At 71.9% G+C, this 25,516-nt stretch carries 24 protein-coding genes; 15 read left to right on the top strand and 9 right to left on the bottom strand.

Annotated elements, in window-relative coordinates:
* Positions 1-208 precede the first annotated feature (208 nt).
* From CP983_RS41150 to CP983_RS41135, 4 genes are all read left to right on the top strand, one after another.
* Positions 209-1,594, top strand: coding sequence for an NAD(P)/FAD-dependent oxidoreductase (locus CP983_RS41150; RefSeq protein WP_163017218.1), 1,386 nt, complete (start codon positions 209-211; stop codon positions 1,592-1,594).
* 68 nt (positions 1,595-1,662) lie between these two features.
* Complete coding sequence (locus CP983_RS41145; RefSeq protein ID WP_150505518.1) at positions 1,663-3,906, top strand: FUSC family protein; 2,244 nt, start codon at positions 1,663-1,665, stop codon at positions 3,904-3,906.
* A 51-nt stretch (positions 3,907-3,957) separates the two neighbouring features.
* The gene (locus CP983_RS41140) at positions 3,958-4,179 is read left to right on the top strand and encodes a hypothetical protein (protein ID WP_150505516.1); all 222 of its coding nucleotides are present in this window, start codon (positions 3,958-3,960) and stop codon (positions 4,177-4,179) included.
* Between the two features lie 301 nt (positions 4,180-4,480).
* The gene (locus CP983_RS41135; protein WP_107909720.1) at positions 4,481-4,936 is read left to right on the top strand and encodes a cyclic nucleotide-binding domain-containing protein; all 456 of its coding nucleotides are present in this window, start codon (positions 4,481-4,483) and stop codon (positions 4,934-4,936) included.
* A 3-nt stretch (positions 4,937-4,939) separates the two neighbouring features.
* Here CP983_RS41135 and CP983_RS41130 read toward each other — a convergent pair whose 3' ends face one another.
* Both CP983_RS41130 and CP983_RS41125 read right to left on the bottom strand, forming a co-directional pair.
* Positions 4,940-6,238, bottom strand: a complete 1,299-nt coding sequence (locus tag CP983_RS41130) for an MFS transporter (protein ID WP_189749107.1) — start codon at positions 6,236-6,238, stop codon at positions 4,940-4,942.
* Positions 6,239-6,358: 120 nt separating this feature from the next.
* The gene (locus CP983_RS41125; RefSeq protein ID WP_107909722.1) at positions 6,359-6,973 is read right to left on the bottom strand and encodes a LysE/ArgO family amino acid transporter; all 615 of its coding nucleotides are present in this window, start codon (positions 6,971-6,973) and stop codon (positions 6,359-6,361) included.
* A gap of 66 nt (positions 6,974-7,039) precedes the next feature.
* On the opposite strand from CP983_RS41125, the gene CP983_RS41120 reads away from it, so the two are divergent.
* Positions 7,040-7,948, top strand: a complete 909-nt coding sequence (locus CP983_RS41120) for a LysR family transcriptional regulator ArgP (protein ID WP_229915079.1) — start codon at positions 7,040-7,042, stop codon at positions 7,946-7,948.
* Positions 7,949-8,036: 88 nt separating this feature from the next.
* Here the strand turns inward: CP983_RS41120 and CP983_RS41115 are convergent, their stop codons facing one another.
* Entirely contained in the window at positions 8,037-8,738 is a 702-nt protein-coding gene (locus CP983_RS41115; protein ID WP_150507189.1) for a TetR/AcrR family transcriptional regulator, read from the bottom strand.
* 135 nt (positions 8,739-8,873) lie between these two features.
* On the opposite strand from CP983_RS41115, the gene CP983_RS41110 reads away from it, so the two are divergent.
* Both CP983_RS41110 and CP983_RS41105 read left to right on the top strand, forming a co-directional pair.
* Positions 8,874-10,091 (top strand): saccharopine dehydrogenase family protein, encoded by a 1,218-nt coding sequence (locus CP983_RS41110; protein ID WP_150505512.1) that lies wholly within the window; start codon positions 8,874-8,876, stop codon positions 10,089-10,091.
* A gap of 108 nt (positions 10,092-10,199) precedes the next feature.
* Entirely contained in the window at positions 10,200-10,433 is a 234-nt protein-coding gene (locus tag CP983_RS41105; RefSeq protein WP_125523962.1) for a WhiB family transcriptional regulator, read from the top strand.
* Positions 10,434-10,466: 33 nt separating this feature from the next.
* On the opposite strand, the gene CP983_RS41100 is transcribed toward CP983_RS41105, so the two are convergent.
* The 3 genes from CP983_RS41100 to CP983_RS41090 are packed head-to-tail and all read right to left on the bottom strand — an operon-like array spanning position 10,467 to position 13,775.
* A complete protein-coding gene (locus tag CP983_RS41100) occupies positions 10,467-12,290 on the bottom strand; it encodes a sensor histidine kinase (protein WP_150505510.1) in 1,824 nt (607 codons plus the stop codon).
* The gene (locus CP983_RS41095) at positions 12,287-12,982 is read right to left on the bottom strand and encodes a response regulator transcription factor (protein WP_107909726.1); all 696 of its coding nucleotides are present in this window, start codon (positions 12,980-12,982) and stop codon (positions 12,287-12,289) included. The genes CP983_RS41100 and CP983_RS41095 overlap by 4 nt, the downstream gene beginning before the upstream one ends.
* A 52-nt stretch (positions 12,983-13,034) precedes the next feature.
* Positions 13,035-13,775 (bottom strand): L,D-transpeptidase family protein, encoded by a 741-nt coding sequence (locus CP983_RS41090; RefSeq protein ID WP_150505508.1) that lies wholly within the window; start codon positions 13,773-13,775, stop codon positions 13,035-13,037.
* A gap of 114 nt (positions 13,776-13,889) precedes the next feature.
* Here CP983_RS41090 and CP983_RS41085 point away from each other — a divergent pair, with 114 nt between their 5' ends.
* Complete coding sequence (locus tag CP983_RS41085) at positions 13,890-14,237, top strand: DUF488 domain-containing protein (protein WP_150505506.1); 348 nt, start codon at positions 13,890-13,892, stop codon at positions 14,235-14,237.
* A gap of 88 nt (positions 14,238-14,325) precedes the next feature.
* On the opposite strand, the gene CP983_RS41080 is transcribed toward CP983_RS41085, so the two are convergent.
* Positions 14,326-15,999 carry an FAD-binding dehydrogenase gene (locus tag CP983_RS41080; RefSeq protein WP_150505503.1) on the bottom strand — a complete coding sequence of 558 codons (1,674 nt, stop codon included), beginning with the start codon at positions 15,997-15,999 and terminating at the stop codon, positions 14,326-14,328.
* Positions 16,000-16,108: 109 nt separating this feature from the next.
* Positions 16,109-16,738, bottom strand: coding sequence for a TetR/AcrR family transcriptional regulator (locus tag CP983_RS41075; RefSeq protein WP_107909732.1), 630 nt, complete (start codon positions 16,736-16,738; stop codon positions 16,109-16,111).
* A gap of 139 nt (positions 16,739-16,877) precedes the next feature.
* On the opposite strand from CP983_RS41075, the gene CP983_RS41070 reads away from it, so the two are divergent.
* The 4 genes from CP983_RS41070 to CP983_RS41055 all read left to right on the top strand — a co-directional run bounded on the left by CP983_RS41070 (position 16,878) and on the right by CP983_RS41055 (position 20,941).
* Positions 16,878-17,507 carry an alpha-ketoglutarate-dependent dioxygenase AlkB gene (locus CP983_RS41070; protein ID WP_150505501.1) on the top strand — a complete coding sequence of 210 codons (630 nt, stop codon included), beginning with the start codon at positions 16,878-16,880 and terminating at the stop codon, positions 17,505-17,507.
* Positions 17,508-17,615: 108 nt separating this feature from the next.
* Positions 17,616-18,830, top strand: coding sequence for an acyltransferase family protein (locus tag CP983_RS41065; protein ID WP_150505499.1), 1,215 nt, complete (start codon positions 17,616-17,618; stop codon positions 18,828-18,830).
* 49 nt (positions 18,831-18,879) lie between these two features.
* Complete coding sequence (locus CP983_RS41060; protein WP_150505497.1) at positions 18,880-19,626, top strand: MBL fold metallo-hydrolase; 747 nt, start codon at positions 18,880-18,882, stop codon at positions 19,624-19,626.
* Positions 19,627-19,666: 40 nt separating this feature from the next.
* Positions 19,667-20,941 (top strand): DUF4032 domain-containing protein, encoded by a 1,275-nt coding sequence (locus CP983_RS41055; protein ID WP_150505495.1) that lies wholly within the window; start codon positions 19,667-19,669, stop codon positions 20,939-20,941.
* A 1-nt stretch (position 20,942) separates the two neighbouring features.
* Here CP983_RS41055 and CP983_RS41050 read toward each other — a convergent pair whose 3' ends face one another.
* Entirely contained in the window at positions 20,943-21,812 is an 870-nt protein-coding gene (locus CP983_RS41050; RefSeq protein WP_150505493.1) for a universal stress protein, read from the bottom strand.
* Positions 21,813-22,041: 229 nt separating this feature from the next.
* Between CP983_RS41050 and CP983_RS41045 the strand changes: the two genes are divergently transcribed.
* Genes CP983_RS41045 through CP983_RS41035 form a run of 3 tightly spaced genes read left to right on the top strand, consistent with a single transcriptional unit; the run spans position 22,042 to position 25,504 of the window.
* Positions 22,042-23,718: an NAD(P)/FAD-dependent oxidoreductase gene (locus CP983_RS41045; protein ID WP_125523972.1), complete on the top strand. Its 1,677-nt coding sequence runs from the start codon at positions 22,042-22,044 to the stop codon at positions 23,716-23,718.
* A complete protein-coding gene (locus CP983_RS41040) occupies positions 23,715-25,154 on the top strand; it encodes an ATP-binding protein (RefSeq protein WP_150505491.1) in 1,440 nt (479 codons plus the stop codon). The genes CP983_RS41045 and CP983_RS41040 overlap by 4 nt, the downstream gene beginning before the upstream one ends.
* A complete protein-coding gene (locus tag CP983_RS41035) occupies positions 25,151-25,504 on the top strand; it encodes a UBP-type zinc finger domain-containing protein (RefSeq protein ID WP_107909746.1) in 354 nt (117 codons plus the stop codon). Before CP983_RS41040 ends, CP983_RS41035 begins: the two co-directional genes overlap by 4 nt.
* Positions 25,505-25,516 lie beyond the last annotated feature (12 nt).

Below are 25,516 nucleotides of genomic sequence, written 5' to 3'. Positions count from 1 at the left end.
TCGTCAAGAGATCGCGCGGACATGTCTTTCACTTCCGAACCGGTGTGCCCCCGCGCCGGTTGGGGCAAGGTGGCTCACGACGGGTTCATCTGCCTGCCGCACCCGGCTGGCGGAACGACCGGTGGCGCGGTGGGATCGAGGCGTGCGAAGCCGCGATCCAGGGGCAGGCGAACGTCGTCGAGGCAGACCGCCTGGAGCCGCAGAAGGGATGATCACCGTGACACGACCCAGGATCCTGGTGGTTGGCGCAGGCTTCGCCGGAGTCGGATGCGTTCGCCGGTTGGAACGCAAACTCTCCCCGGACGAAGCCGAGATCACTTTGGTGACGCCGTCTTCCTACCAGCTCTACCTGCCGCTGCTGCCACAGGTCGCCTCCGGCGTCCTCACCCCCCAGTCGATCGCCGTGTCCCTGCGCCGCAGCCGCAGGTACCGCACCCGGATCATCCCGGGCGGCGCCATCGGCGTGGACCTCGCCTCGAAGGTCTGCGTCGTGCGCACCATCACCGACAAGCTCCACAACGAGCCGTACGACTACATCGTGCTGGCCCCCGGCAGCATCACCCGGACCTTCGACATCCCGGGGCTGACCGACAACGCCTACGGCATGAAGACCCTCGCCGAGGCCGCCTATCTGCGCGACCACGTCATCTCGCAGCTCGACCTCGCCGACGCGAGCCAGGATCCGGACGAGCGGGCGGCGCGGCTCCAGTTCGTGGTGGTCGGCGGCGGGTACGCCGGCACCGAGACCGCCGCGTGCCTCCAGATGCTCACCCACAACGCGGTCAAGCGCTATCCGCGGCTCGATCCGCACCTGATCAAGTGGCATCTGATCGACATCGCGCCGCGGCTGATGCCCGAACTCGGCGAGAAACTCGGCACCGACGCGCAGGAGATCCTGCGCAAGCGCGGCATCGAGATCTCGCTGGGCGTGTCCATCGCGAAGGCGGGCCCCGAGGAGGTCACCTTCACCGACGGCCGGGTGATCCCCACCCGCACGCTGATCTGGACCGCCGGTGTCGTCGCCAGCCCGCTGATCTCCACGCTGGGCGCTGAGACGATCCGCGGCAGGCTCGCGGTCACCGCCGAGATGAACCTGCCCGGGAACGACGGTGTGTTCGCGCTCGGCGACGCCGCCGCGGTGCCCGACGTGGCCAAGGACGAGGAGGGCGCGGTCTGCCCGCCCACCGCCCAGCACGCGATGCGCCAGGGCAAGGTCGTCGCCGACAACGTCATCGCGGCCCTGCGCGACCAGCCGCTGCGGCCGTACCGGCACAAGGACCTCGGGCTGGTCGTCGACCTCGGCGGCCGCGACGCCGTCTCCAAGCCGCTCGGCGTGGAGCTGAAGGGGCTGCCGGCGATGGCCGTGGCCCGCGGATATCACTGGTCCGCGCTGCGCACCAACGTCGCCAAGACCCGCGTCATGACGAACTGGCTGCTCAACGCGGTCGCCGGCGACGACTTCGTGCGTACCGGGTTCCAGTCCCGCACCCCCGCCAAGATGAAGGACTTCGAGTTCGTCCACGCGTATCTGACGCCGGAGCAGGTGCGGGCGCAGGTCGAGGGAAAGGGTGCGGCCGACGGTTCGGCCGAGTGACGTGACGGTGTCGGCCGGGCCGCGGTGCGCGGTGTGAGCGGGGAGAGAGCGGGAGTGAGTACGGCGGCGTGAGGGCAGCTGGAGGGCCGGCCCGGGTACGGTTGCGCGACAGGGTCGCGGCCTCGGACCCGGGTCTGCTGAGACTGACGGCCGGGCTGCGCACGGCGGGCTCGATCGCCCTCGCGGTCGCCGTGCTCGCGCTGCTCGGCACCGACGTCACACATCTGGTGGCGGGGGCGCTGGCGGCGATGGTCTCGACCTTCGCCATCCGGGAGAAGCAGCGCGGGCAGCAGGCGGTCACACTCGCCCTGGGCCTGCCGGTGGCGCTGGCGTCCATGACGCTGGCGGCGGCGCTGCACAGCAGAGTCGTGGCCGGCGACCTGGTCTTCGTCGCGCTCATCTTCTGTGCCGTCTACGGCCGCCGGTTCGGCGACCGGGGCACCGCGCTGGGGCTGATCGGCTTCCAGATCTACTTCGTGTCCCTGTTCGTCGGCGCCTCCATCGGTGAGCTGCCCGAACTGTTCCGCGCGGTCGCCGTGGCGTTCGGGTGCGGTGCGCTCGTGCGGTTCGTGCTGGTCCCGGAGACACCGACCGGCGTGCTGGAGCGGCTGCGCGAGGCGTTCCGCGCCCGGCTGGCCCAGCTGCTGTCCGCCCAGCACGACCTGCTGGACGCCGGTCCCGAGGAGGCCGACCGGGCCCTGGAGCAGGTGCGCGAGGGCACCGCACGGCTGCACGAGACGGCTCTGCTGATCCAGGGCCGGCTGGAGGGCGGGACCGCCGACGAGCGGGTGGCCGCGCTCGTCCAACGGCGTGTCGCGGACGCCGAGATCGCCGCCGAGCGGCTGGGGCTGTCGCTGCTGCGGGCGCGCGGCGCCGAGCGCGTGGACACGCTCGCCATGCATCTGCCGGGCGCTCCCATCCCGTCGGGCGGGCGCCAGCCGGTGAAGGACGAGGCGACCGAGACACTGCGCAGGGACCTCGTGGCGCTGCGGGTGCTTGTGCTGCGCCCGGTCGAACAGGCCGCCGGCCCCTCGGTCGCCCAACTGCGCAACCGGCTCCTCGGCTACCGCGACGAGGAGAACCTGCCGGTCGCGTCACCGGCCGTGCAGGACGTGTTCCGGGCCGTCGGCGAGGCCGCCCGTGCGGTCCTCGGCCTGCGGATCGCGCTCGGCGGGGCCCGGGACGAGACGGACGACAGCCCGGCGACCGCCCGCTCTCGCGAGGAACTGGACGCCGAGGACGCGGTGCTCGACGCCGAGGAGGAGACCCCGGCCGAGGAGGCGACGGGGCTGGCGCGGCCCACCACACGTGCCGCGGTGCAGGTCGCCGTGGGGTCGACGCTGGCCATCGTCGGCGGCGAGCTGCTGTCCCGCGACCGCTGGTACTGGGCGGTGCTGACCTGCTGGATCGTGTTCCTCAACACCGCTTCCACGGGCGAGATCCTGGTCAAGGGCTACCGCCGGCTGCTGGGCACCGTCCTCGGCGTCCTGGCCGGGATCGTGCTGGCCGGCGCGGTCGGGCACAACACCTGGACGGCGTTCGCGCTGGTGCTGCTGTTCGTGTTCGCGATGTTCTACTCGGCACCGCTGTCGTACACGGCGGTGTCCTTCTTCGTCACCGCGGCGCTGGGCCTGCTCTACACCCTGCTGCACACCTACAGCCTGTCGGTGCTGGTGCTGCGCATCGAGGAGACGGCGCTCGGCGCTGCCTGCGGGGTGATCGCGGCGGCGTTCGTGCTGCCGGTGCAGACGGACCGCCGGACGAACGAGCTGCTCGCGACGGTGCTGGAGCGGCTCGGCGACGTCACCCGCAGCGCCGTCGACCAGCTCAGTGGCGAACCGCCCAAGGAACTGCTCGACGAGGCGCGCGAGCTCGACCAGGCGCTGGCCGACCTGCGCGCCGCGACCAAGCCGCTCACCCATCCGGTCACGCCGCTGCGGGCCCGGCGCGAGACCGCCCGCTATGTCGTCGCGCTGCTGGAGACGTGCGCTTTCCACGCCCGTTCGCTGGCGGCGACCGCCGAGCTGCTGCCCACCCACCCCTCGATCGCGGCCGACCCCCGGCTGCGCCGGGCCGCCGGGCGCATCGAGCACAACCTGGAGGCGATCAGCGCCCACGTCGGTGACGAGCACTCCACCGCCGAGATCGAGACCGGTCCGAGCATCGCCTCGCTCCTCGGCCCGAGCACCCCCGGTGTCCCGCGCTACGGCCGGATCACCGACCGTGTCCTGCGGCATCTGCAACGCCTCGACGAGGGCGTGACCGGCCTGGCCCGGCCCCTGGGGGTACCCGTGAAGGCACCGGAGGGATGACCGCACGACACGGGAGCGCACATCGGGGCGATTCCCGGGTACGCGGTTGTCATGACCGATGTCGTGGACTCAGACGAACTGCTGCGACGGATGCACCGAGCCCGGGCCAGCGCCCGGCAGGAGGAGCGATCCTGGCGGATGCGGAGCGAGCAACTGAGGTCGACGGACCCCGAAGGGGCTCGCGACGCCGTGGTACGGACGCTTGCGTACGAGACGGTGATCGTGGTGCTGGACGAGATCCTGACCCCTGGCAGGCGCTCCGAACAGGGCTGAATACCGGGCCCGAGTGAAACAGGTCACCTGACCCGGTCCCGGTTGCGCGGAATCCGCCAAGATGGTTTACGGTTCATCCATACGTGGTCACGGGGTCGATCGAACAAATCCCCCGCGAACCCCGCATACGGCCCTGGCTGGCTTCCCCCGTCCAGCCAGGGCTTTTTCATGCCCTGAACGACCCGGTCCCACGACCCGCGGCGGAAACCGCTCTCCGCCGAGGTGCTCAGCGCGGCCGTACGGGCTGAAATGGACGCAGGGAAGCACCGGAACCTCAGTCCTCGGCGAGGAGCCCTGTGTCATGACCAAAGCGATCAAACTGCTCACCGCCCTTCCGCCCCCGCAGCGCCAGCTCCTCATGTCGCTCGCCCGGGAGGTCTCCTTCCCGGAGGACGCCCGGATCTTCGAGGCGGGCGGCACGGCCGACCGCTTCTGGGTCATCCGCTCGGGCGCCGTCTCCCTCGACCAGCGCGTGACGTCCCTCCAGCGGGTCACCGTCGCAAGCCTCGGCGCCGGTGATCTCCTCGGCTGGTCCTGGCTGTTCCCGCCGTACCAGTGGGACTTCGGCGCGGAGGCGTTCAGCCCGGTGCGCGCCTACGAGTTCGAGGCGGAGGCGGTGCTGCGGCTGTGCGAGGAGGACACGCAGCTCGGGCTGTCGCTGGTGCGGTACGTCGCCGAAATCCTCGCGAACCGGCTGGAGATGACCCGGGGCAAGCTGATGGAGCAGTACGGGCAGCACCGGCGCAGTGTGCTCTGAGCGTCAGACGCGGTAGCGCCGCAGGGCCGGCAGCGCGGCGGCCAGGCCCAGCATGAGGACGACGACCAGCAGACCGCCGCCCACGGTTGCCGCGCGGGGTCCGAAGGCCGAGCCCGCCGTGCCGTGCAGGACGTCGGCGAGGCGCGGGCCGCCCGCCACGACGACCGTGAACACACCCTGCATCCGGCCGCGCATCTCGTCGCTGGCGGCGGACAGCAGGATCGCCCCGCGGAAGACCATCGAGACCATGTCGGCGACCCCGGCGAGGGCCAGGAACACCACCGCGAGCCACAGGCTGTCGCTGAGCCCGAAGGCGGTGATGGCCGCGCCCCAGGCGACGACCGCGCCGATCACCATCCAGCCGTGCCGGCGGGCCCTGGAGAAGGTGCCGGAGAACAGCCCCCCGACCACCGCGCCGATCGGGATCGCTGCGAACAGCAGGCCGAGGGCGAGCCCTTCGCCGTACGACCCGTAGGTCTGGCCGGCCAGTTGGGGGAAGAGGGCGCGGGGCATGCCGAAGACCATCGCGATGATGTCGGCCAGGAAGGACAGCAACAGCACCTTGTGCAGGGCGATGTAGCGGAAGCCCGCCACGATCTCCCGTATGCCCGCGCGGCGTTCGGCGGCGGCCTTCAGGGGCGGCAGCGCGGGCAGCTTGAAGACCGCCCACACCGTCACGCACAGGGCCAGCGCGTCGATGAGATACAGCTCGGCCAGGCCGATCACGGGGATGAGCACACCGGCCAGCAGCGGCCCCATGACCTGACCGGTCTGCATGACGGTCGAGCCGAGGGCGTTGGCCGCGGGCAGTTCGCCGGCCGGCACCAGGCGCGCGATGGAGGCGTTGCGGGCCGGGGAGTTGATCCCCCAGAACGCCTGCTGCACGGCGAGCAGCACCATCAGCGCCACCACCGACTCCATGCCGGTGACGGCCTGGAGCCAGAACAGCAGGGAGGTGACGGCTATGCCGGTGTTGGTGACGAGGAGCAGCTTGCGGCGGTCCATGGTGTCGGCGATGGCGCCGCCCCACAGCGCGAACACCACCAGCGGCAGCAGTCCGGCGAGGCTCGCGGCGCCGACCCATGCCGAGGAGCCGGTGATGTCGTAGATCTGCTTGGGCACGGCGACCGCGGTGAGCTGACTGCCGACGGCCGTGACGATGGTCGAGGACCACAGCCGGCGGAAGGCCGGGCGGCGCAGCGGGCGGGTGTCCATCGCCCAGCGGCGCCAGCCGCGCCGGGCGGCTCTGTCCGCCTCCGGGGTGGCCGGCTGCTCTTCGGTACTGCTCTCACTCGTGTCCACGGACGTCCCTGGTTGCTCGTTACACCTATCGCGAACCAGGGATCACTATGGCACCGGCGGTCGAACATGTGGGATGCCGGTCTCGGTTTCCGGACAGAGGCGGGGGCGAGCCGGATGCCGTCAGGCACCCGCGATGAGGCTCGCGCCGAGGGCGATCATCGTCGCGGCGACCAGTCCGTCCAGCACGCGCCAGGCCACCGGCTTGGCGAGGTGGCGGCTCAACAGCCGGGCGCCGAAGCCGAGCGCGGCGAACCAGACCAGGCTGGCGAACACGGCGCCGAGACCGAACGTCCAGCGCAGCGGGCCGCGGTCGGCTGCGACCGTGCCGAGCAGGAAGACGGTGTCGAGGTAGACGTGCGGGTTGAGCCAGGTCATGGCGAGGCAGGTCAGCACCGCCCGCCGCCGTGACCCCGCCGCGTCGCCATCGGTCAGCAGGGCGCCGCCGGGCTTGAAGACCCGGCGGGCGGCGAGCGCGCCGTAGCCGAGGAGGAACAGTCCGCCGACCCAGGCCACCACCGTCAGCACCCCGGGCCAGGCCACGACCACCGCGCCGACGCCGGCCACCCCCAGGGTGATCAGGAGCGCGTCGGACAGGGCGCAGATGCCGACGACGGCGAGGACGGCGTCGCGGCGGATCCCCTGGCGCAGGACGAAGGCGTTCTGCGCGCCGATGGCGACGATCAGGGAGAGGCCGGTGCCGAATCCGGCGGCCGCGGTGGTCAAGGCGTTTGTCATGCGCTTCACGCTAGGGAGACGATCTCTTGACGTACAGCTAAAGATTCTTACGTATCCTTAGCGCTCGTGAAGACAGAGTTGACCGAGCTTCCCCTCGACCAGGTGCGGACGCTGCTCGCGGTGGTCGACGAGGGCACCTTCGACGCGGCCGCCGCGGCGCTGCATGTGACGCCGTCGGCGGTGAGCCAGCGGGTGAAGGCGCTGGAGCAGCGCACGGGGCGGGTGCTGCTGGTGCGCACTAAGCCGGTGCGGCCGACCGAGTCGGGCGAGGTCGTCGTCCGGTTCGCCCGTCAGCTGGCCCGGCTGGAGCGCGACGCGCGGGCCGAGCTGGGGCTGAGCGGTGCAGGGGAGGCGACGCGGGTGTCGGTCGCGGTCAACGCCGACTCCCTGGCGACCTGGTTCCTGGGGGTGCTCACGCGCGTGCCGCAGGAGCCGCGGCTCTGCTTCGAGCTGCGCCGGGAGGACGAGAGCCGGACGGCGACGCTGCTGCGGGAGGGGCTGGTGATGGCGGCGGTGACTTCCTCGCCGGACGCGGTGGCGGGCTGTTCCGTGCGGTCGCTGGGCCGGATGCGGTATCTGGCCGCGGCGAGCCCGGAGTTCGCCGAGCGGCACCTCGGCGGGTCACTGCGGGAAGCGCTGGTGCGGGCGCCGGTGATGGCCTTCGACCGCAGCGACGATCTCCAGGACGCGTTCGTCCGCAGGCTGCTGCATTCCCGTACCGGCGCGAGTGCCGTTCGGCACCACGTGCCGACCTCGGAGGGCTTCCTGGCGTCCGTGGTCGCCGGACTGGGCTGGGGCCTGATCCCCGAGACACAGGCGGAGCCGTACCTTGCGGACGGCCGTCTGGTGCAGCTCGCCCCGGACCGCCCGGTCGACGTCCCGCTGTACTGGCAGCAGTGGAAGCTGGACTCGCCGGCGCTGGTGGCGGTGACGGAGGCGGTGACGGCAGCGGCTGCGGAGACACTGCGCCGCTAGTGCCCCAAAGGGGCGCGGGGAACTGCGCGACCAGCCACGACGACGCCGCAGCCCCTTGACGACAGATCGCGGCACCCCCCGAGGAGCACTACGTCGCCTCCAGCTGGAGGGCAGCACTGTCCAACAACATCTCCAACGCCGTCGGATACGCGCTGTTCACCATCCGCGCCGCCAGCAATGGCGCCGCCTCGGCGATCCGGGGATGCGTGGCCCGCGGCAACCGCGCGTACGTCGAGCGCCACATGTCCTCGTCCGCCCGCAGCGCCGCACTCGGCAGGGCGAGGGACGCGGCGTCCAGCGCGGCGAACGCCAGGGTCTGGTCGATGAACGCGTGATAGATGCGCACGGTGTCCGGCAGCGGGAACCCCGCCCTGCGCAGGACGTCAAGCACCGTCTCGTCGGCGGCGAGTTCGTTCGCCCGCCCGGTGACGCGGCTGGTCGTCAGCACCGCGGCCTGCGGATGGGCGACATAGGCCGCGTGGATGCGCAGCCCGACGGCACGCAGGTCCTCGCGCCACTCCCCCGACGGCGTCCAGCCCTCCAGCGCCTGCCCCATCAGCGCGTCGCCGATCGCGAGGGTCAGCTCGTCCATGCCGCGGAAGTACCGGTACAGCGTGCTCGGGTCGGCGTCGAGGGCCAGACCGAGGCGCCGGGCGGTCAGACCGGCGCTGCCGTGCTCGCGCAGCATCCGCAGCGCCGTCTCGACGATCAGCCGCTCGGACAGCACGGTGCCGCTTTTCGTGGGACGCCTACGGCGCCGCTTCTCCTCCGGGACGACCGGTTTGGGCACGATGCTCTCCGTCCTGGTGCCGCTCACGCCGAACTCTCCGCCTTATGCCAACGCCATTGACCTTACGTGAGCGGCGGGCGTTGTATCTGGCGGGGCCCCATCACGTCGTAGACCTTGAGCCGAGGGAGTCTTGTCATGCGTGTACTGCTCGTGGGTGCCGGCGGGGTGGGTACCGCCATCACCCGGATCGCGGCCCGCCGTCCGTTCTTCGAGGCGATGGTCGTCGCCGACTACGACCTCGCACGTGCCGAGGCGGCCGTGGCGGCCCTCGGCGGCGACGCCCGGTTCCTCGCCGAGCGCGTGGACGCGAGCGACGAGGCCGCGGTCACGACGCTGCTGGAGCGCCACGCGTGCGACGTGCTCCTCAACGCCACCGACCCGCGTTTCGTGATGCCGCTGTTCCAGTCCGCGCGCACCGCCGGGGCCACCTATGTCGACATGGCGATGTCGCTGTCGCACCCGCATCCGGAGCGGCCGTACGAGGAGTGCGGGGTCAAGCTGGGCGACGCCCAGTTCGAGCAGGCGGCGGACTGGGAGAAGGCGGGCGCGCTGGCGCTGGTCGGCATGGGCGTGGAGCCCGGCCTGTCGGACGTGTTCGCCCGGTACGCCGCCGACGAGCTCTTCGACGAGATCGAGGAGCTCGGCGTCCGCGACGGCGCGAACCTCACCGTCGACGGCTACGACTTCGCGCCGTCCTTCAGCATCTGGACCACGATCGAGGAGTGCCTCAACCCGCCGGTCGTCTACGAGGACGCCCGCGGCTGGTTCACCACCGAGCCGTTCAGCGAGCCCGAGGTGTTCGACTTCCCCGAGGGCATCGGCCCGGTCGAGTGCGTGAACGTGGAGCACGAGGAGGTGCTCCTGATGCCGCGCTGGGTCGACGCGCGGCGGGTGACGTTCAAGTACGGCCTGGGCGAGGAGTTCATCAGCACCCTGAAGACGCTGCACCTGCTGGGCCTGGACCGCACCGAGCCGGTGACCGTGCCGAGCGCCGACGGGCCGGTGCGGGTCTCGCCCCGGGACGTCGTGGCCGCGTGCCTGCCGGACCCGGCGACGCTGGGCGAGCGGATGCACGGCAAGACCTGCGCGGGCACCTGGGTGCGGGGCGCCAAGGACGGAAAGCCGCGCGAGGTGTACCTGTACCACGTGGTCGACAACCAGTGGTCCATGAAGGAGTACGGCTCGCAGGCCGTGGTGTGGCAGACGGCCGTCAACCCCGTCGTCGCCCTCGAACTCCTCGCCGGCGGCGTCTGGTCGGGCGCCGGCGTGCTCGGCCCGGAGGCCTTCCCGGCCCGGCCGTTCCTGGATCTGCTGACGGAGTACGGCTCTCCCTGGGGCATGCGGGAACAGTGACCGGATTCGCCGGTGTCCGAACGGGTTTCACTTGCGCATCGACAGGCGACTCGAAAACGAGTAAATGCATCCACCGAGGGCACGTTTCGACGATCGCAGGTGACTTTGATGGACGACTGGCGAGACCACGCCGCCTGCCGCCATGAGGACCCCGACCTCTTCTACCCGATCGGCACGTCCGGTCCGACCGTGTTGCAGACCGAGCAGGCGAAGGCCGTCTGCCGGCGCTGCTCGGTCCGGGACCAGTGTCTGCGCTGGGCAATCGACATGGACCAGTTCATCGGGATATGGGGCGGCACGAGCGAGGCGGAGCGACGGGCGCTGCGCCAACGGGCCGGATGACGGACCCGTCGGCACGGCCTGCGGCCACCGCCCTCACCCGGGCGGGGCCGCGGCCGGCAGCCGCAGACTGAACACGGATCCGGCGCCCGGCTCGCTCGCCGCCCCGGCCGTACCCCCGTGCGCGGCGACCAGGTGCCGGACGATCGGCAGGCCGAGCCCGCTGCCTCCGGTACGCCGGCTGCGGGACTTCTCGGCACGCCAGAACCGGTCGAAGACGTACGGCAGGTCCTCGGCGGCGATGCCGGTCCCCGTGTCGGTGATGTCGAGGACGACGTCGTCGCCGTCGCGGCGGGCGGCGAGGGTGACGGTGCCGCCGGCCGGTGTGTGGCGCAGGGCGTTGGAGACCAGGTTGCCGAGCGCCTGCCGCATGCGGACGGGGTCGGCGTCCAGCCAGGGGGTGCCGTCCGCCGTGGTGCGCAGGGCGACGCCGGCCGTGTCGGCGGCGACGCGGTGGGCGGCGGCTACCTGGTGGAGGAGTTCGTCGACGCGGACGGGTTCGCGGTGCAGGCGCAGCGTGCCGGCGTCGGCGGCGGCGAGGTCCTGGAGGTCGTCGATGACGCGCTGGAGGACGAGGGCCTCCTCGTGCAGGGAGGCGAGCAGCGCGGGGTCGGGGTCGACGACGCCGTCGCGGGTGACCTCCAGCCAGCCGCGGATGTTGGTGAGCGGGGTGCGCAGCTCGTGGGCGACGTCGCTGACCATCGCCTTGCGCTGGGCCTCCAGCCGCTCGCGGCGCTCGGCGAGTTCGTTGAAGGCCGCGGCGAGGATGCCGGTCTCGTCGCGGGTGGTGACGGGCACTCGCGCATGCAGTTCGGGCGGCTGCTGGGCGGCCTCGGTCAGTGCCCGCAGCGGCCTCACGAGCCGGGTGGCGACCACGGCGGTCACGGCCACGGTGACCGCGAGCACCAGTCCGGCGGCGCCGACGACCTTGGCCTTGTTGGCCGGGGACATGTCGAAGCGGACGGCGGTCGTGTCGCCGCCGCCCAGGAACAGCTCGGCCACGGGGGCGACGTAGGGATCGAGTTGGGCGCGGCGTGCCTCGTCGACGCAGCGGTCGGCCTCCCGCACGGCCGTACGGTCGTCGGTTCCCTTGGTCTTCCCCAGGAGATAGCGGGTGCCGAGCCGCTTCTCGGTCACGTCGACCGTGACGAACGGCTGCGAACCGGGGTTCAGTCCGCGCCGGTCGAGACACTTCTTGGCCCGATCGGACAGGTCGGACAGGGCCTTGTTCTCGGTCGGTGTCGTGGTGTTGAGCAGGCCGTCGGCGCACTCGTCGGGCACGACCCCGCTGGCGACCGGCCCGTCGTGGTCGGTGACGACCGGCCGGCCGCTCGGCGTCTGCACGACGACGGCCTCGTAGCCGTTGCGGGCGAAGCACCGCTGCCGTGTGTCGGCGAGTTTCTCCAGCTTGGCCCGCTCCGCGTCGGTCACCCGGTAAGGGCCCACGACCCGGGGGTCGACGCCGGCCCGCTGCGCTCCGCGCTCGGTGTAGGTGTCGATGTGCAGCGGGTCCACGGTGGCGGCGGCGCGCGGCGGCAGGGAGGTGCCGGCCGGGGCCGAGTCGGCGATGGCCGTACGGTCCGTGGTGGTGAGGGCGATACGGCGGCCGGTGCGGGCGGACAGCTCACGGACCGTCTTCTCGACGCCCCGCCAGTCGGGGTGGGTGGCGGCGTAGCCGCTGAGCCGCGCGAGGACGTCCATGTCCTCGGCGATGACCTGCCCCTGTTCCTCCCGCAGCGCCCGGGTGGTGGTCTCCACCGCGAGCCAGGCCGTGGCCGCCACCGAGCACACGGCGATCAGCACCGAGGTGATCAACAGCCGGACCAGCAGGCGCTTGCGCAGCGGTATCCGCCGGGTCATCCGCGGCCGCCGCTGAGCTTGTAGCCGACACCGAACACGGTCAGCAGCCGTGCGGGGCTGCGCGGGTCGGCCTCGATCTTGCGGCGCAGGTTCATGATGTGGACGTCGACGGCCCGCTCGGTGGACGCCCGGTCGGTGCCCCGGGTGCACTCCAGCAACTGCCGCCGGGAGAAGACCCGTTCGGGTTCGGCGACCATCGCCAGCAGGATCTCGAACTCGGCCGGCGTGCACTCCACCGCCGCCCCGTCGCACCGCACCTCGTGCCGCTCGGGGTCGACGGCGATCCCGGCGGCCCGTACGACGGGGTCCTCCCGCCGGCCGGCGGCGCGTCCGCTGCGGCGCAGCACGGTGCGGATGCGGGCCATGAGCTCGCGCGGGCTGTACGGCTTGGTCATGTAGTCGTCGGCGCCGAGTTCGAGGCCGAGCAGGACGTCGTCCTCCGCCGACCGGGCCGTCAGCATCAGCACCGGGATGTCGTCGTCCCGGCGCAGCACCCGGCACACCCCGAAGCCGTCGATCACCGGCAGCATCAGGTCCAGCACGACGAGGTCGGGCCGCAGGCGCCGGGCGGCGTCCAGGGCGGCCGACCCGTCGTGGACCACGGTGGCGGTGTGCCCCTCCGACAGCAGGGAGCGGCGTATGAGTTCGGCCTGCATCTCGTCGTCCTCGGCGACCAGCACATGTGCGCACACGCGGCGGATCCTAAGCGGTGGTGGGTGGACTCGGCAGCGGTCGTGGGCGGGCTCAGCGGGCCAGCGACTCGGCGTCGCCCATGACTACGACCGGATCCCGGTCGGGGTGCAGTGCCCTAAGCAGTTGCCGCATGTGCTCCCGGGAGACGCTGACGCAGCCCTGGGTGGGGCCGCCGTGGTCCACGTGGAGCCATATGCCGCCGCCGCGTCCGGCGCCGAGCGGGCGGGTCCAGTCCAGGGGTGTGGTGCCCGGCTTGCGGTTGTAGTCGATGGCGATGACGTAGTCGAAGGAGCCCGCGAGGGGCTCGCCCTCGAAGCCGGTGCCGTTCGCGGTGAAGCCGACGCCGTGGTCGTACGGCAGCCTGGTCCCGGGGTCGCTGAGCAGGCCGCCGGCGTCCGTGAGCGTGTAGACGCCGACGGGTGAGCGCAGGTCACCGGCCCGGTGGTGGTCGGTCCAGCCGCGCAGGGCGTTGTGCGCGGGCCATCGGGCGCCGGCCTCCCAGCCGATGTCGCTGCGCTCGTACAGCACGACCTCCGAGTTCGCGGAGTCACGGCCCTCACCGGTCACGACGACGGCCTGCCTGGCCTCGGCCGGCACCTCGGCCCAGGTCTTGGGACCCAGTCCGGGCAGTTGCTGCGGAGCGACCTCCAGGGCGACGTCGGGCAGCGGTGTGGCGGTCGTGGGCCTGGTGGCGGCGGGTTCGTGGTCCGGCGTCGCCATGGCACCGCCGCCGCAGCCGGTGAGCAGCAGGGAGGCGGCGAGCAGTGCGACACGGGGCTTGTGCGTGATCATGCCTCGACCTTGACCGACACTTGTGAGGAACTCGTCAGGTGTTCGACGAGTGCCCCGTTCCGCCCGAGAACTCGCACGACAGCCCGCGAGGCGTACCCCCGGAAAGGCTCGGTCATGAGCGTTCGCATCCGCCGCGTCTACGAAGCACCCGAGCCCGAGGACGGGGTACGCGTCCTGGTCGACCGGCTGTGGCCGCGCGGCCTGTCGAAGGACGCGGCCCAGGTGGACGAGTGGCCCAAGGGGCTCACCCCGTCCACCGAGCTGCGGCGCTGGTACCACGCGGGCGAGGGGTCCTACGAGGAGTTCGCCGGCCGGTACGAGGCGGAGCTGGACGCGCCCGAGGCGGCCGAACTCCTGGAACATGTGCGGGAGTTGGTGGGCAGGGGCGCGGTGACGCTGCTGACCGCGTCCAAGTCTCCCGAGCAAAGTCACGCCGCCGTGCTGGCCCGTCTCCTCTCCTGACCGAGGAGACGGGCCGTCGGCCGCCGTCGGGCCATTGGGCCGTCAGGCCGTCTGCCGTGCCGCCGCCCGGCCGTCTGCCGTGCCGCCGTCAGGCCGTCTGCCGTGCCGCCGCCCGGCCCGCAGTGCGGCCCGAGAAGAGGCAGCCGCCGAGGAAGGTGCCCTCCAGGGCGTTGTAGCCGTGGACGCCGCCGCCGCCGAAACCGGCGACCTCGCCGGCCGCGTACAGGCCCTCGATCGGCGTCCCGTCGGCGCCGAGCGCGCGCGAGTCGAGGTCGGTCTGGATGCCGCCGAGGGTCTTGCGGGTCAGGATGTGCAGCTTGACGCCGATGAGGGGGCCGGCCGCCGGGTCGAGGATGCGGTGCGGGGTGGCGACCCGGCCGAGGCGGTCGCCGATGTAGCGGCGGGCGTTGCGGATGCCCTGCACCTGGGAGTCCTTGCTGTACGGGTTGGCGATCTGGAGGTCGCGGGCCTCGATCTGGCGCCGGACGGTCTCCGCGTCGAGGAGCGCCTTGTCCGTCAGCTGGTTCATCTTCTCGACCAGTTGCTCCAGGGTGGGTGCGGTCACGAAGTCCGCGCCGTTGCGCAGGAAGGCCGCCACTGGTCCCGGGGCACCCTTGCCGAGCACCCGCTCCTTCAGGAATCCGGCGCGGTCCTTGGCGGTGATGTCGGGGTTCTGCTCGGAGCCCGACAGCGCGAACTCCTTCTCGATGATCTTCTGGGAGAGGATGAACCAGGAGTGGTCGTGGCCGGCGATGTCGGCGTCGGTGCGCAGGTGCTTGAGGGTGCCGAGGGTGTCGTAGCCCGGCAGGCACGGGTCGGGCAGCCGGCGGCCGAGGGCGTCGAACCACATGGACGACGGGCCGGGCAGGATGCGGATGCCGTGGCCGGGCCAGATCGGGTCCCAGTTCTGCAGGCCCTCGGTGTAGTGCCACATGCGGTCGCGGTTGACGAGCCGTACGCCCGCCTGCGCGCTGATGTCGAGCATGCGCCCGTCGACATAGGCGGGGACGCCGGTGACCATCTCGGTGGGCGGGGTGCCGAGCCGGTCGGGCCAGTAGCGGCGGACTATGTCGTGGTTGGCGCCGATGCCGCCCGTGGTGACGACGACGGCCTGCGCGGTGAGCTCGAACTCGCCGACACCGTCGCGGTTGGAGGCGACACCGCGGGGCGAGTTGTCCTCGGCGAGCACCGTCCCGCGCACACCGCGGGCCGTGCCGTCCTCGATGACCAGCTCGTCGACCTGGTACCGGTGGTAGAAGGTGAGCAGTCCGTCGCGGGCGGCCTGCTTGGCGTACCGCACGAAGGGCTCCACGACGCCCGTGCCGGTGCCCCAGGCGATGTGGAACCTGGGCACGGAGTTGCCGTGGCCGTCGGCGCGCAGGTCGCCGCGCTCGGCCCAGCCGACCGTGGGCAGGAACTTGATGCCGTGGGTCTCCAGCCAGGACCGCTTCTCGCCGGCCGCGAACTCGACGTACGCGCGCGCCCAGCGCACCGCCCAGGAGTCCTCGTCGTCGACCCGGTCGAACCCGGCGCTGCCCTGCCAGTCGTTCCAGGCCAGGTCGAAGGAGTCCTTGATGCCGAGCCGCCGCTGCTCCGGGGAGTCCACGAGGAACAGCCCGCCGAAGGACCAGAACGCCTGCCCGCCGAGGTTGGCGGCGTTCTCCTGGTCGACCAGCGCGACCCTGCGGCCCCGGCTGGTCAGTTCGCTCGCGGCGACCAGGCCCGCGAGTCCCGCTCCGACGACGATGACGTCGGCATCCATGGCGACCGTCCCTTCCTCTGTTCGGTACACGTGGTGGCGCTGATCGATGGTGGAGCCGCTCGATGGCCGGGTCCTTCGGCGATCGGGCTCCTCGGTGGTCCGGCTGCGGCTATGCCGTGCTGTCGCCGCTGCCGTCGGTGAGCAGTGCGGTGAGCAGTTGCCCCAGCCAGCGGCGGGCGTGCTCGACGTCCCTGTCCAGCAGCAGTTGGGTGGTGACGCCGTCGTACGCGGCGACCACGGCGTGCGCGGCGCCGTCGATGTCGCCGAGCACGGCGGGCAGTGCGGTACGGCCTCCCGCGCGGGCGAGCCGTTCGGCGATCGCGCCGCGCAGTCGGGCGCGGTGTTCCAGCAGGGTCCGCGCGACGGCCGGGTCACGTGCGGCGTGCACCAGGAAGTCGGTCTTCACCAGCAGCCAGTCGCGGTCCAGGAGCAGCACCTCGGTCACCCGGTCCACGGCGGCGGGCACGTCCAGGCCCGGTCCGTCGAGGGCGAGCGCCCCCGCGACCTGGTCGGCGATCAGGTCCGCGCGTTCCTGGTAGAGCGCGAAGAACAGCTCGTCCAGGCTGTCGAAGTTGGAGTAGAAGGCGCCCCTGCTGTAGCCGGCGGCCTCGCAGACCTCCTCGATGGAGACCCGCCCGAACCCCTTGGCGGCGAACACGGCGAACGCGGCGTCGAGCAGATTGGCCCGCGTGCGGACACGGCGCTTGGTGACGCGTCGGGTCGTTTCCTCCACCGTCATGGCCGGACCTCCGTTCGATACGTGAATGTATCCGATACATCTGTGTATCCAAAGGGTCCGTCGGAAAGTCGGCCCGCGACGCCGCCTCGCCGAAATATCGAGGGGAACATATTTTCGATTTCAGGGGTACGCTGGACGCATGGCCACGCACCTCCAGGGCTCCCTGTTCGACCAGACCGACGAGCTGCGGCTGGGCTCCCTCGCCGGGATCCGCCGTACGCGGCTCGCGCATGGCGCCTGGATCGACGTACTGCCGGGCTGGCTCAGCGGCGCGGACACGCTGTTCGAACAGCTGGCGTCCGAGGTGCCGTGGCGTGCCGAGCGCCGCACGATGTACGACCACGTCGTCGACGTACCGCGGCTGCTCGCCTTCTACGGAGTCGACGACGCCCTGCCGCACCCCGTCCTCACCAAGGCGCGCGACGCGCTGTCCGCGCACTACGCCGAGGAGCTGGGCGAGCCGTTCACCACGGCGGGGCTGTGCCACTACCGCGACGGCCGGGACAGCGTGGCCTGGCACGGGGACCGCATCGGGCGGGGCGCGCGGGAGGACACCATGGTCGCGATCCTGTCGGTGGGCGCTCCCCGGGATCTGCTGCTGCGCCCGATGCGCGGCGGCGGCGAGACGGTACGGCGTCCGCTGGGGCACGGCGATCTCATCGTGATGGGCGGCTCCTGCCAGCGGACCTGGGAGCACTCGATACCGAAGACCACCCGCGCCGCGGGACCGCGCATCAGCGTGCAGTTCCGCCCGCACGGCGTGCACTGAGGCGGAGAGGCGGCCGCTTCGGGTGCACGCGGGGGCTGCCTCCGGCGGACGGTGCCGGAGGCAGCCCTTCCTCTGGGCGCGGCCTCGCCCCGCCCGCACACTGTCCGGATGAGCGCGCAGACGCAGCTCCCGGCCACCGCTCCCCGGCGCACCGAACTCGACGCGCTGCGGGTGTTCGTCGTCCTCGGCCTGGTCTTCTTCCACTCGGCTCTCGTCTTCTCGCCGGAGGACGACTTCTACGTCAAGAACTCGGAGACGAGCGAGGCCGTCACCGTGTTCGTCGGGTTCGGGGTCGTGTGGGCGATGCCCATGCTGTTCCTCGTCGCCGGACTCGGCTCCCGGTACTCGATCCGCCGGCGCGGAGCGGGCTGGTTCGCCCGGGAACGCCTGCTGCGCCTGGGCGTTCCGCTGGTCGTCGCGACACTCCTGCTGTGCCCTCTCCCTCAGTGGCTGCGGCTGCGGGCGGCCGACCCCGGCTACCACGAGTCGTACTGGCGTTTCTGGCCCCGCTTCCTCACCGTCCGTCCGGACGCGGCCGACTTCCCCTTCGTCCTCGACGGGGAGTACTTCGAGACGGGCCATCTGTGGTTCGTCGTGCTCCTGCTGACCTTCAGCCTGCTGCTCGCCCCGGTCGCGGCACCGCTGGCCGACCGGTCGCAGCGGGTGGGGCGGGCGGTCGAGCGACGCCCGGCGCTTCTCCTGCTGCTCACCCTGCCGCTCGCCGCGATCAACGCGTTCCTCGGCATGGAGGAGGGCTTCGCGGGCTGGAACAGATGGGCCTACCTGGTGTTCTTCCTCTTCGGGTACGCCCTCGCCGACGACGACCGTGTCCGCGGCGCCCTGCGCCGGCTCGCGGTGCCGACGGGCGTGGCGGGGCTCGCCCTGTTCGCGGGCACCGCGCCCGGATTCATGGCGCTGGACGACCCGTTCACCGAGTGGAGTCCGTTCGCGCTGGTGACCCGGGCGCTGTTCGGGGCGGCGGGCTGGTGCTGGGTGATGGCCGTCCTCGGGCTGCTGGACCGGCCCCGCGAGCCCCGGCCGCCCTCCCGAGTGATGGCGTACCTCGGGATCGCCGCACTGCCGGTCTACGTGCTGCACCAGCCGGTCGTGGTCGCCCTCGCCTACGGCGTGGTGGGCTGGCCGGCGCCGATCCTGGTCGAGTACGCGGTGATCGTGGCCGGTTCGCTGGCGGTGATCCTGGTGCTGTACGAGGGTGTGGTGCGGCGGACGCGGCCGACGCGGTCGCTGTTCGGAATGCGCGCCGAACCGCCGGTCGCCCTTCCTGTCCAGCCTCCGGACCCGCCGGTCACACCGGCCCGTTGATCTGCTTTGCTGTGTCCGTCGGGCACGGACCTCACCACGCGGGACGATCATGCGGGCAGATGTGCAGCAAGTCGCGGACGGCACCTATCTCGTACACGGCAGCAACACCAACTGGGTGATCCTGACCGAGGGGGACGCGGTCACGCTCATCGACACCGGGTACCCCGGCGACCGGGCCAAGCTGCTCGCCTCGCTCACGGAGGTCGGCAGTGCGCCGGAGGCGGTCGAGGCCGTACTGATCACCCACGCGCACACCGACCATCTGGGCAACGCCGAGTACCTGCGCACCACTTACGGCACGCCGGTCCACCTCCACGAGGCCGAAGTGCCGCACGCCCGCCGGGATTTCCTGCACCAGGTGAACGTCGGGACGGTCCTGCGCAACGGCTGGCGGCCGGGTGTGCTGCCCTGGGCGATCCACGCCATCCGCTCCGGCGGCACCGCGCACGTCCCGGTGACCTCCCCCGAGGCGTTCCCGTCGGCGGGTCCGCTGGACCTGCCCGGCCGCCCCGTACCGGTGCACACGCCCGGCCACACCGACGGCCACTGCGCCTTCCACCTCCCGGACGCCGGTGCGGTCATCGCGGGCGACGCCCTGGTGAGCGGGCACCCCACCTCGCGGATCAAGGGCCCTCAGTTGCTGCCGGACATGTTCCACCACGAGCGGACCCGGGCCGTGGCCTCGCTGGCGGTGTTCGAAGGGCTCAAGGGCGACGTACTGCTGCCCGGGCACGGGCCGTTGCACCGAGGTCCGGTACGGGAAGCCGCTCTTCAGGCCAGGGAGCGCGCCGCATAGGGTGAGCTGACGATCACCGCGAGGCGAGGACGAACGGCCCATGGCACTCCAGATCAGCGCGACGAATCCGGAGCACCCCGCCCTCCTGCTGGAGCTGCCCTGGCAGCTGCCGCTGGAGGAGTGGCCGGAGGAGGTCCTGGTTCCGCTGCCGCGCGGCATCTCCCGGCACATCGTGCGCTACGCCCGCGCCGGCGACGAGGTGATCGCCGTCAAGGAACTCGCCGAGCGCCCGGCCCTGCGCGAGTACGAGCTGCTGCGCGACCTGGACCGGCTCGGCATCCCCGCGGTCGACCCGCTCGCCGTGGTCACCGGGCGCCTCGACGCGGCCGGCGCCCCGCTGGAGTCGGTGCTGGTCACCCGGCATCTGCGCGGCTCGCAGCCGTACCGCTCGATGTTCGAGACGACGATGCGCCCGGCGACCATGCACCGGTTGATGGACGCGCTGGCCGTGCTGCTGGTGCGCCTCCACCTCGCCGGGTTCGCATGGGGCGACTGCTCGCTGTCCAACACGCTCTTCCGGCGCGACGCGGGCGCCTACGCCGCCTACCTGGTGGACGCCGAGACCGGCGATCTGCATTCCCGGCTCAGCGACGGCCAGCGCGACTACGACCTGGACCTCGCCCGGGTCAACATCAGCGGCGAGCTGCTGGACCTGGAGGCGTCCGGGGCGCTGCACCCCTCCGTCGACCCCATCGAGTTCGGCACCGAGATCTGCTCCCGCTACCAGGGCCTGTGGCAGGAGCTGACCCGCACCTCCGTCTATCCGGCGGGCAAGTACCACTACATAGAACGCCGGATACGCCGCCTGAACGACCTCGGATTCGACGTGGCCGAGATGCAGATCGAACACGCGACGCACGGCGACACGGTCACCTTCGTGCCCAAGGTCGTCGACGCCGGCCACCACCAGCGCCAGCTGCTGCGCCTGACGGGCCTGGACACGGAGGAGAACCAGGCCCGGCGGCTGCTGAACGACCTGGAGAGCTGGATGGCCACCCAGGACGACTACGCCCCGGGCGACCCTCCCCCAAGCTCTCAACTTCGTTCGAGCAGGGGGGACCCCCATGGCGCCCGCCCCGAAGTACTCGCCCACCGCTGGGTGCGCGACGTCTTCCGGCCCACCGTGCGGGCGGTCCCGCTGGACCTGCGCGGGTCCATGGACCCGGCCGAGATCTACCACGAGCTGCTCGAACACCGCTGGTACCTGTCCGAGCACGCGCAGCACGACATCGGCCTGGACACGGCCGTCGAGGACTACATCAGCAACATCCTGCCGACGGCCAGGGAGACGCTGCGGCCGACCGTGTCCGACTGACTCAGTCGTGCGGGACCACGGCCACCGGGCAGTCCGCGAGGTGCAGCATGCCGTGCGCCACCGAGCCGATCCGGGCACCCACGGCCGTACGGTGCACGCGGCGCCCCACGACCATCAGCTGGGCCCGCCCCGACACCGACAGCAGCACCTGCCCGCCGCTGCCCATCTCCACGTGCTCGACGACGGGCACTTCGGGGAAGCGCTCCCGCCACGGACCCAGCGCCTCGCCCAGAGCCTGCTTCTCGTACGGCTCCAGTCCCCCGGCCTCGTCGAGCAGCTTCAGGGAGGCCGGGCTGTAGGCGAACAGCGGCGGCAGCGTCCAGGCCCGCACGGCCCGCAGGGTCGCGCCGCGCGCCGCGGCCGTCTCGAAGGCGAACCCCAGGGCTGCGGCGCTGTCCTCCGGGTCGCCCTGCTGACCCACGACGATCTCGCGCCCGGCGGCCTCGCCGGACGGCTCGTCACCGGCCCGTACGCGCACGACGGGCCGGGTGGCCCCGGCGATCACCTGCTGTCCGACGGAGCCCAGCAGGAACCCGACGACCCGGCCGTGGCCGCGCGACCCCAGCACCAGCATCTCGGACTCGCTCGCGGCGGCGATCAGCGTCTCGGCGGGCGGGCCCTCGACGACATCGGCGGTCACCTCCAGGCCCGGGTGCCGCTCGGCGACGCCCCGCGCCACCTCGGCCAGTCCGTCGCGCACCCACTGGGCCTGGGTGTCCTCCCCCGCGTCGATCGCGTCGTGCGGCTGGAACCGCCAGGCGTGCACCACCCTCAGGGGGAGCCCCCGGCGGACGGCTTCGCGGGCGGCCCAGGCCAACCCGGCGAGGCTCTCCTCCGATCCGTCCACCCCTGCGGTGATCGGGCGCGTCATTCCGGCTGCCTCCTCGTGTCACGGTCACATCCGTGAGGCCCAGTCTTCACTACGACTCCATGGCCCCGGGACGCCGGTGGTCCCGTCCGCCGGGCCGCCCCGAGGCTGACACCGGCAGGGTCCGGCATACCCGCGCGGAGCGGGGCGATCGAACATACGATGGGCAGGACCGGGCCGGTGACGACGGGGAAACCGTGCCCTGACACCGGACTCTCGGGGTGGGAGACGTATGACACAGGCCGCCGAAGCAGCGCGGACCGTCATCCTGACCGTGGACGACGACCCGGGAGTCTCCCGGGCGGTCGCCCGCGATCTGCGGCGGCGCTACGGCGAGTCGCACCGGATCGTGCGAGCGGAGTCCGGCGAGTCCGCGCTGGAGGCGCTGCGCGAGCTGAAGCTGCGCGGCGACCTCGTCGCGGTGATCCTGGCCGACTACCGCATGCCGCAGATGAACGGCATCGAGTTCCTGGAACAGGCCCTGGACGTGTACCCCGGTGCGCGGCGGGTGCTGCTGACCGCGTACGCGGACACGAGCGCGGCGATCGACGCGATCAACGTCGTCGACCTCGACCACTACCTCCTCAAGCCGTGGGACCCGCCGGAGGAGAAGCTCTACCCGGTCCTGGACGACCTGCTGGAGGCCTGGCGGCGCAGCGACTACCGGCCGGTGCCCAGCACCAAGGTGGTCGGACACCGCTGGTCGGCGCGCTCCTCGGAGGTGCGCGAGTTCCTGGCCCGCAACCAGGTGCCCTACCGCTGGTACTCCGCCGAGGAGCCCGAGGGACAGCGGCTGCTGGCCGCCGCGGGGCACGACGGACAGCGGCTGCCGCTGGTGGTCACGCCCGACGGGACGCCCCTGGTGGCGCCGGAGGCACCCGAGCTGGCGGCCAAGGTCGGGCTGGCCACGACGCCGACCGCCGACTTCTACGACCTCGTCGTCATCGGCGGCGGACCCGCCGGGCTCGGCGCGGCCGTGTACGGGGCGTCGGAGGGCCTGCGGACCGTTCTGGTGGAGCGGTCGGCGACCGGCGGACAGGCGGGGCAGAGCTCCCGCATCGAGAACTACCTCGGCTTCCCGGACGGCGTGTCGGGCGCCCAGCTCACCGACCGGGCCCGGCGGCAGGCGGCCAAGTTCGGCGCCGAGATCCTCACCGCGCGCGAGGTGACGGGACTGGAGGTCAGCGGCGCCGCCCGGATCGTACGGTTCTCCGACGGGTCGGCGGTCGCCGCGCACAGCGTCATCCTGGCGACCGGCGTGTCCTACCGGCAGTTGCAGGCGCCGGGCTGCGAGGACCTGACCGGCTGCGGCGTGTACTACGGGTCGGCGCTCACCGAGGCCCCCGCGTGCCAGGGCCAGGACGTGTACATCGTCGGCGGCGCCAACTCCGCCGGGCAGGCGGCGATGTATCTGTCGCGGGGCGCGAAGTCCGTGACGCTGCTGGTGCGCGGGGCGTCGCTGTCGGCGTCCATGTCGCACTACCTGATCCAGCAGATCGAGGAGTCGCCGAACATCTCCGTGCGCCCGAGGACCGTCGTGGAGTCCGCGCACGGCGCCGGCCACCTGGAACAGCTCACGCTGCGCGACATGGACAGCGGGCAGACCGAGAGCGTCGACGCCCAGTGGATGTTCGTGTTCATCGGCGCGGCCCCGCTGACCGACTGGCTGGATGCGACCGTGCTGCGGGACGAGCGCGGGTTCATCCTGGCCGGGCCCGACCTCACCGCCGACGGGCGGCCGCCGTCCGGCTGGGAGCTGGACCGGCCGCCGTACCACCTGGAGACCAACGTCCCCGGCGTGTTCGTGGCGGGCGACGCGCGCTCGGAGTCCGCCAAGCGTGTCGCGTCCGCCGTCGGAGAGGGAGCCATGGCAGTGATGCTCGTCCACCGTTACCTGGAGCAGTCATGAGCGGGCAGTCGGTCCCCTGCGAGCCCGCCGAGATCGGCTCGCTGTTCCTGTTCGAGAAGCTGACGCCCGAGCAGCTCGGAAGGCTGTGCAGCGAGGGCCGGGTGGAGCGGTTCGAGCCCGGGCCCGTGTACACCGAGGGTGACCCGGCCACCTGCTTCTACGTGATGATCGAGGGCACGGTCGTGCTGTATCGCAAGGTCGGCGGGGACGACGTGGAGGTGACCCGGACGTCCCAGCGCGGGGTGTACGCCGGGTCCATGCAGGCGTACCTGGGCGACCGGGTGCGGCAGGTCTACAACAACTCCATGCGCGTCACCGAGCCGACGCGGTTCTTCGTGCTGCCCGCGGACACGTTCGCGGACATCATGCAGGAGTGGTTCCCGATGGCGGTGCATCTGCTGGAGGGCCTGTTCTTCGGCTCGAAGAGCACCCAGCAGGCCATCGGGCAGCGCGAACGGCTGCTGGCGCTGGGCTCGTTGTCCGCCGGTCTCACGCACGAGCTCAACAACCCCGCCGCGGCGGCCGTACGCGCGACCGCGACGCTGCGTGAGCGGGTCGGCAAGATGCGGCACAAGCTGGCGATCATCGCCCAGGGTTCGTACTCGCCCGAGGTGATGGCGAACCTCATCGACCTCCAGGAACGCACCGCCGAGCGGGTCGCCAAGGCTCCCACGCTCAGTCCGCTGGAGGCCGCCGACCGGGAGGACGCGGTCACCGACTGGCTCGACGACCACGACATCCCGGAGGGCTGGCGGATCGCGCCCACCTTCGTCCAGGCCGGCATCGACGTGGACTGGCTGGACCAGGTCGCGGCGGGGGTGGACGGCGAGATCCTGCCGAACGCGATCGGCTGGCTCAACTACACCGTCGAGACAGAGCTGTTGATGGACGAGATCAACGACTCGACCACGCGCATCTCGCACCTCGTCGACGCGGCCAAGCAGTACTCCCAGCTGGATCGCGCGCCCTTCCAGAACGCCGATGTGCACGAACTCCTCGACAGCACCCTGCTGATGCTGTCGGGCAAGATCGGGCAGCGGATCGACGTCGTCAAGGACTACGACCGCACGCTGCCGAAGGTCCCTGCGTACCCGGCGGAGCTCAACCAGGTGTGGACGAACCTGATCGACAACGCGGTCTCGGCGATCAACAGCGCGGGCGGCGAAGGGACGCTGACCGTGCGCACCGCGTCGGACCACGACCGGCTGCTGGTGGAGTTCCGCGACACGGGGGTGGGGATCCCGGCGGAGAACCGGGGGCGGATCTTCGACCCCTTCTTCACGACCAAGCCCGTGGGCGAGGGCACCGGGCTCGGCCTCGACATCTCCTGGCGGATCGTGACCAACAAGCACCACGGCACGATCCAGGTGGAGTCCGAGCCGGGCGACACGCGTTTCCAGGTGCTCCTTCCGTTCACGTCCGAGGAGGCTTCATGACCAGCGCAAACGGCATCGATCCCGGGGCGGCGCCGAGCGGCAGCGGCTGTACCGAGTGCGACGACGTCGGCGGATGGTGGTTCCACCTGCGGCGGTGTGCGCAGTGCGGGCACGTGGGCTGCTGCGACAGCTCTCCCGCGAAGCACGCGACGGCGCATTTCCGGGACACCGGGCACCCGTTGGTGCAGAGCTTCGAGCCGGGTGAGGCCTGGTACTGGAACTACGACACCAACGAGATGTTCGAGTCGGGGCCCGAGCTGGCTCCTCCGGCGAGCCATCCTGCGGACCAGCCGACGCCGGGTCCGGCGGGGCGGGTGCCGGCGGACTGGGCGAAGACGTTGCGCGCCTGACCGCTCCAGGCC

The organism is Streptomyces chartreusis (assembly GCF_008704715.1).
Classification (GTDB): domain Bacteria; phylum Actinomycetota; class Actinomycetes; order Streptomycetales; family Streptomycetaceae; genus Streptomyces; species Streptomyces chartreusis.
The sequence above is the reverse complement of the archived record's forward strand: the minus strand, read 5'-3'. Positions and strand labels throughout refer to the sequence as shown.

Bases quoted from the DNA above. Each gene is read 5' to 3' on its own strand.
- CP983_RS41150 (WP_163017218.1), top strand. From the start codon at position 209: ATGATCACCGTGACACGACCCAGGATCCTGGTGGTTGGCGCAGGCTTC.
- CP983_RS41140 (WP_150505516.1), top strand. From the start codon at position 3,958: ATGACCGATGTCGTGGACTCAGACGAACTGCTGCGACGGATGCACCGA.
- CP983_RS41135 (WP_107909720.1), top strand. From the start codon at position 4,481: ATGACCAAAGCGATCAAACTGCTCACCGCCCTTCCGCCCCCGCAGCGC.
- CP983_RS41125 (WP_107909722.1), bottom strand. From the start codon at position 6,973: ATGACAAACGCCTTGACCACCGCGGCCGCCGGATTCGGCACCGGCCTC.
- CP983_RS41110 (WP_150505512.1), top strand. From the start codon at position 8,874: ATGCGTGTACTGCTCGTGGGTGCCGGCGGGGTGGGTACCGCCATCACC.
- CP983_RS41105 (WP_125523962.1), top strand. From the start codon at position 10,200: ATGGACGACTGGCGAGACCACGCCGCCTGCCGCCATGAGGACCCCGAC.
- CP983_RS41100 (WP_150505510.1), bottom strand. From the start codon at position 12,290: ATGACCCGGCGGATACCGCTGCGCAAGCGCCTGCTGGTCCGGCTGTTG.
- CP983_RS41090 (WP_150505508.1), bottom strand. From the start codon at position 13,775: ATGATCACGCACAAGCCCCGTGTCGCACTGCTCGCCGCCTCCCTGCTG.
- CP983_RS41085 (WP_150505506.1), top strand. From the start codon at position 13,890: ATGAGCGTTCGCATCCGCCGCGTCTACGAAGCACCCGAGCCCGAGGAC.
- CP983_RS41080 (WP_150505503.1), bottom strand. From the start codon at position 15,999: ATGGATGCCGACGTCATCGTCGTCGGAGCGGGACTCGCGGGCCTGGTC.
- CP983_RS41075 (WP_107909732.1), bottom strand. From the start codon at position 16,738: ATGACGGTGGAGGAAACGACCCGACGCGTCACCAAGCGCCGTGTCCGC.
- CP983_RS41070 (WP_150505501.1), top strand. From the start codon at position 16,878: ATGGCCACGCACCTCCAGGGCTCCCTGTTCGACCAGACCGACGAGCTG.
- CP983_RS41065 (WP_150505499.1), top strand. From the start codon at position 17,616: ATGAGCGCGCAGACGCAGCTCCCGGCCACCGCTCCCCGGCGCACCGAA.
- CP983_RS41060 (WP_150505497.1), top strand. From the start codon at position 18,880: ATGCGGGCAGATGTGCAGCAAGTCGCGGACGGCACCTATCTCGTACAC.
- CP983_RS41055 (WP_150505495.1), top strand. From the start codon at position 19,667: ATGGCACTCCAGATCAGCGCGACGAATCCGGAGCACCCCGCCCTCCTG.
- CP983_RS41050 (WP_150505493.1), bottom strand. From the start codon at position 21,812: ATGACGCGCCCGATCACCGCAGGGGTGGACGGATCGGAGGAGAGCCTC.
- CP983_RS41045 (WP_125523972.1), top strand. From the start codon at position 22,042: ATGACACAGGCCGCCGAAGCAGCGCGGACCGTCATCCTGACCGTGGAC.
- CP983_RS41040 (WP_150505491.1), top strand. From the start codon at position 23,715: ATGAGCGGGCAGTCGGTCCCCTGCGAGCCCGCCGAGATCGGCTCGCTG.
- CP983_RS41035 (WP_107909746.1), top strand. From the start codon at position 25,151: ATGACCAGCGCAAACGGCATCGATCCCGGGGCGGCGCCGAGCGGCAGC.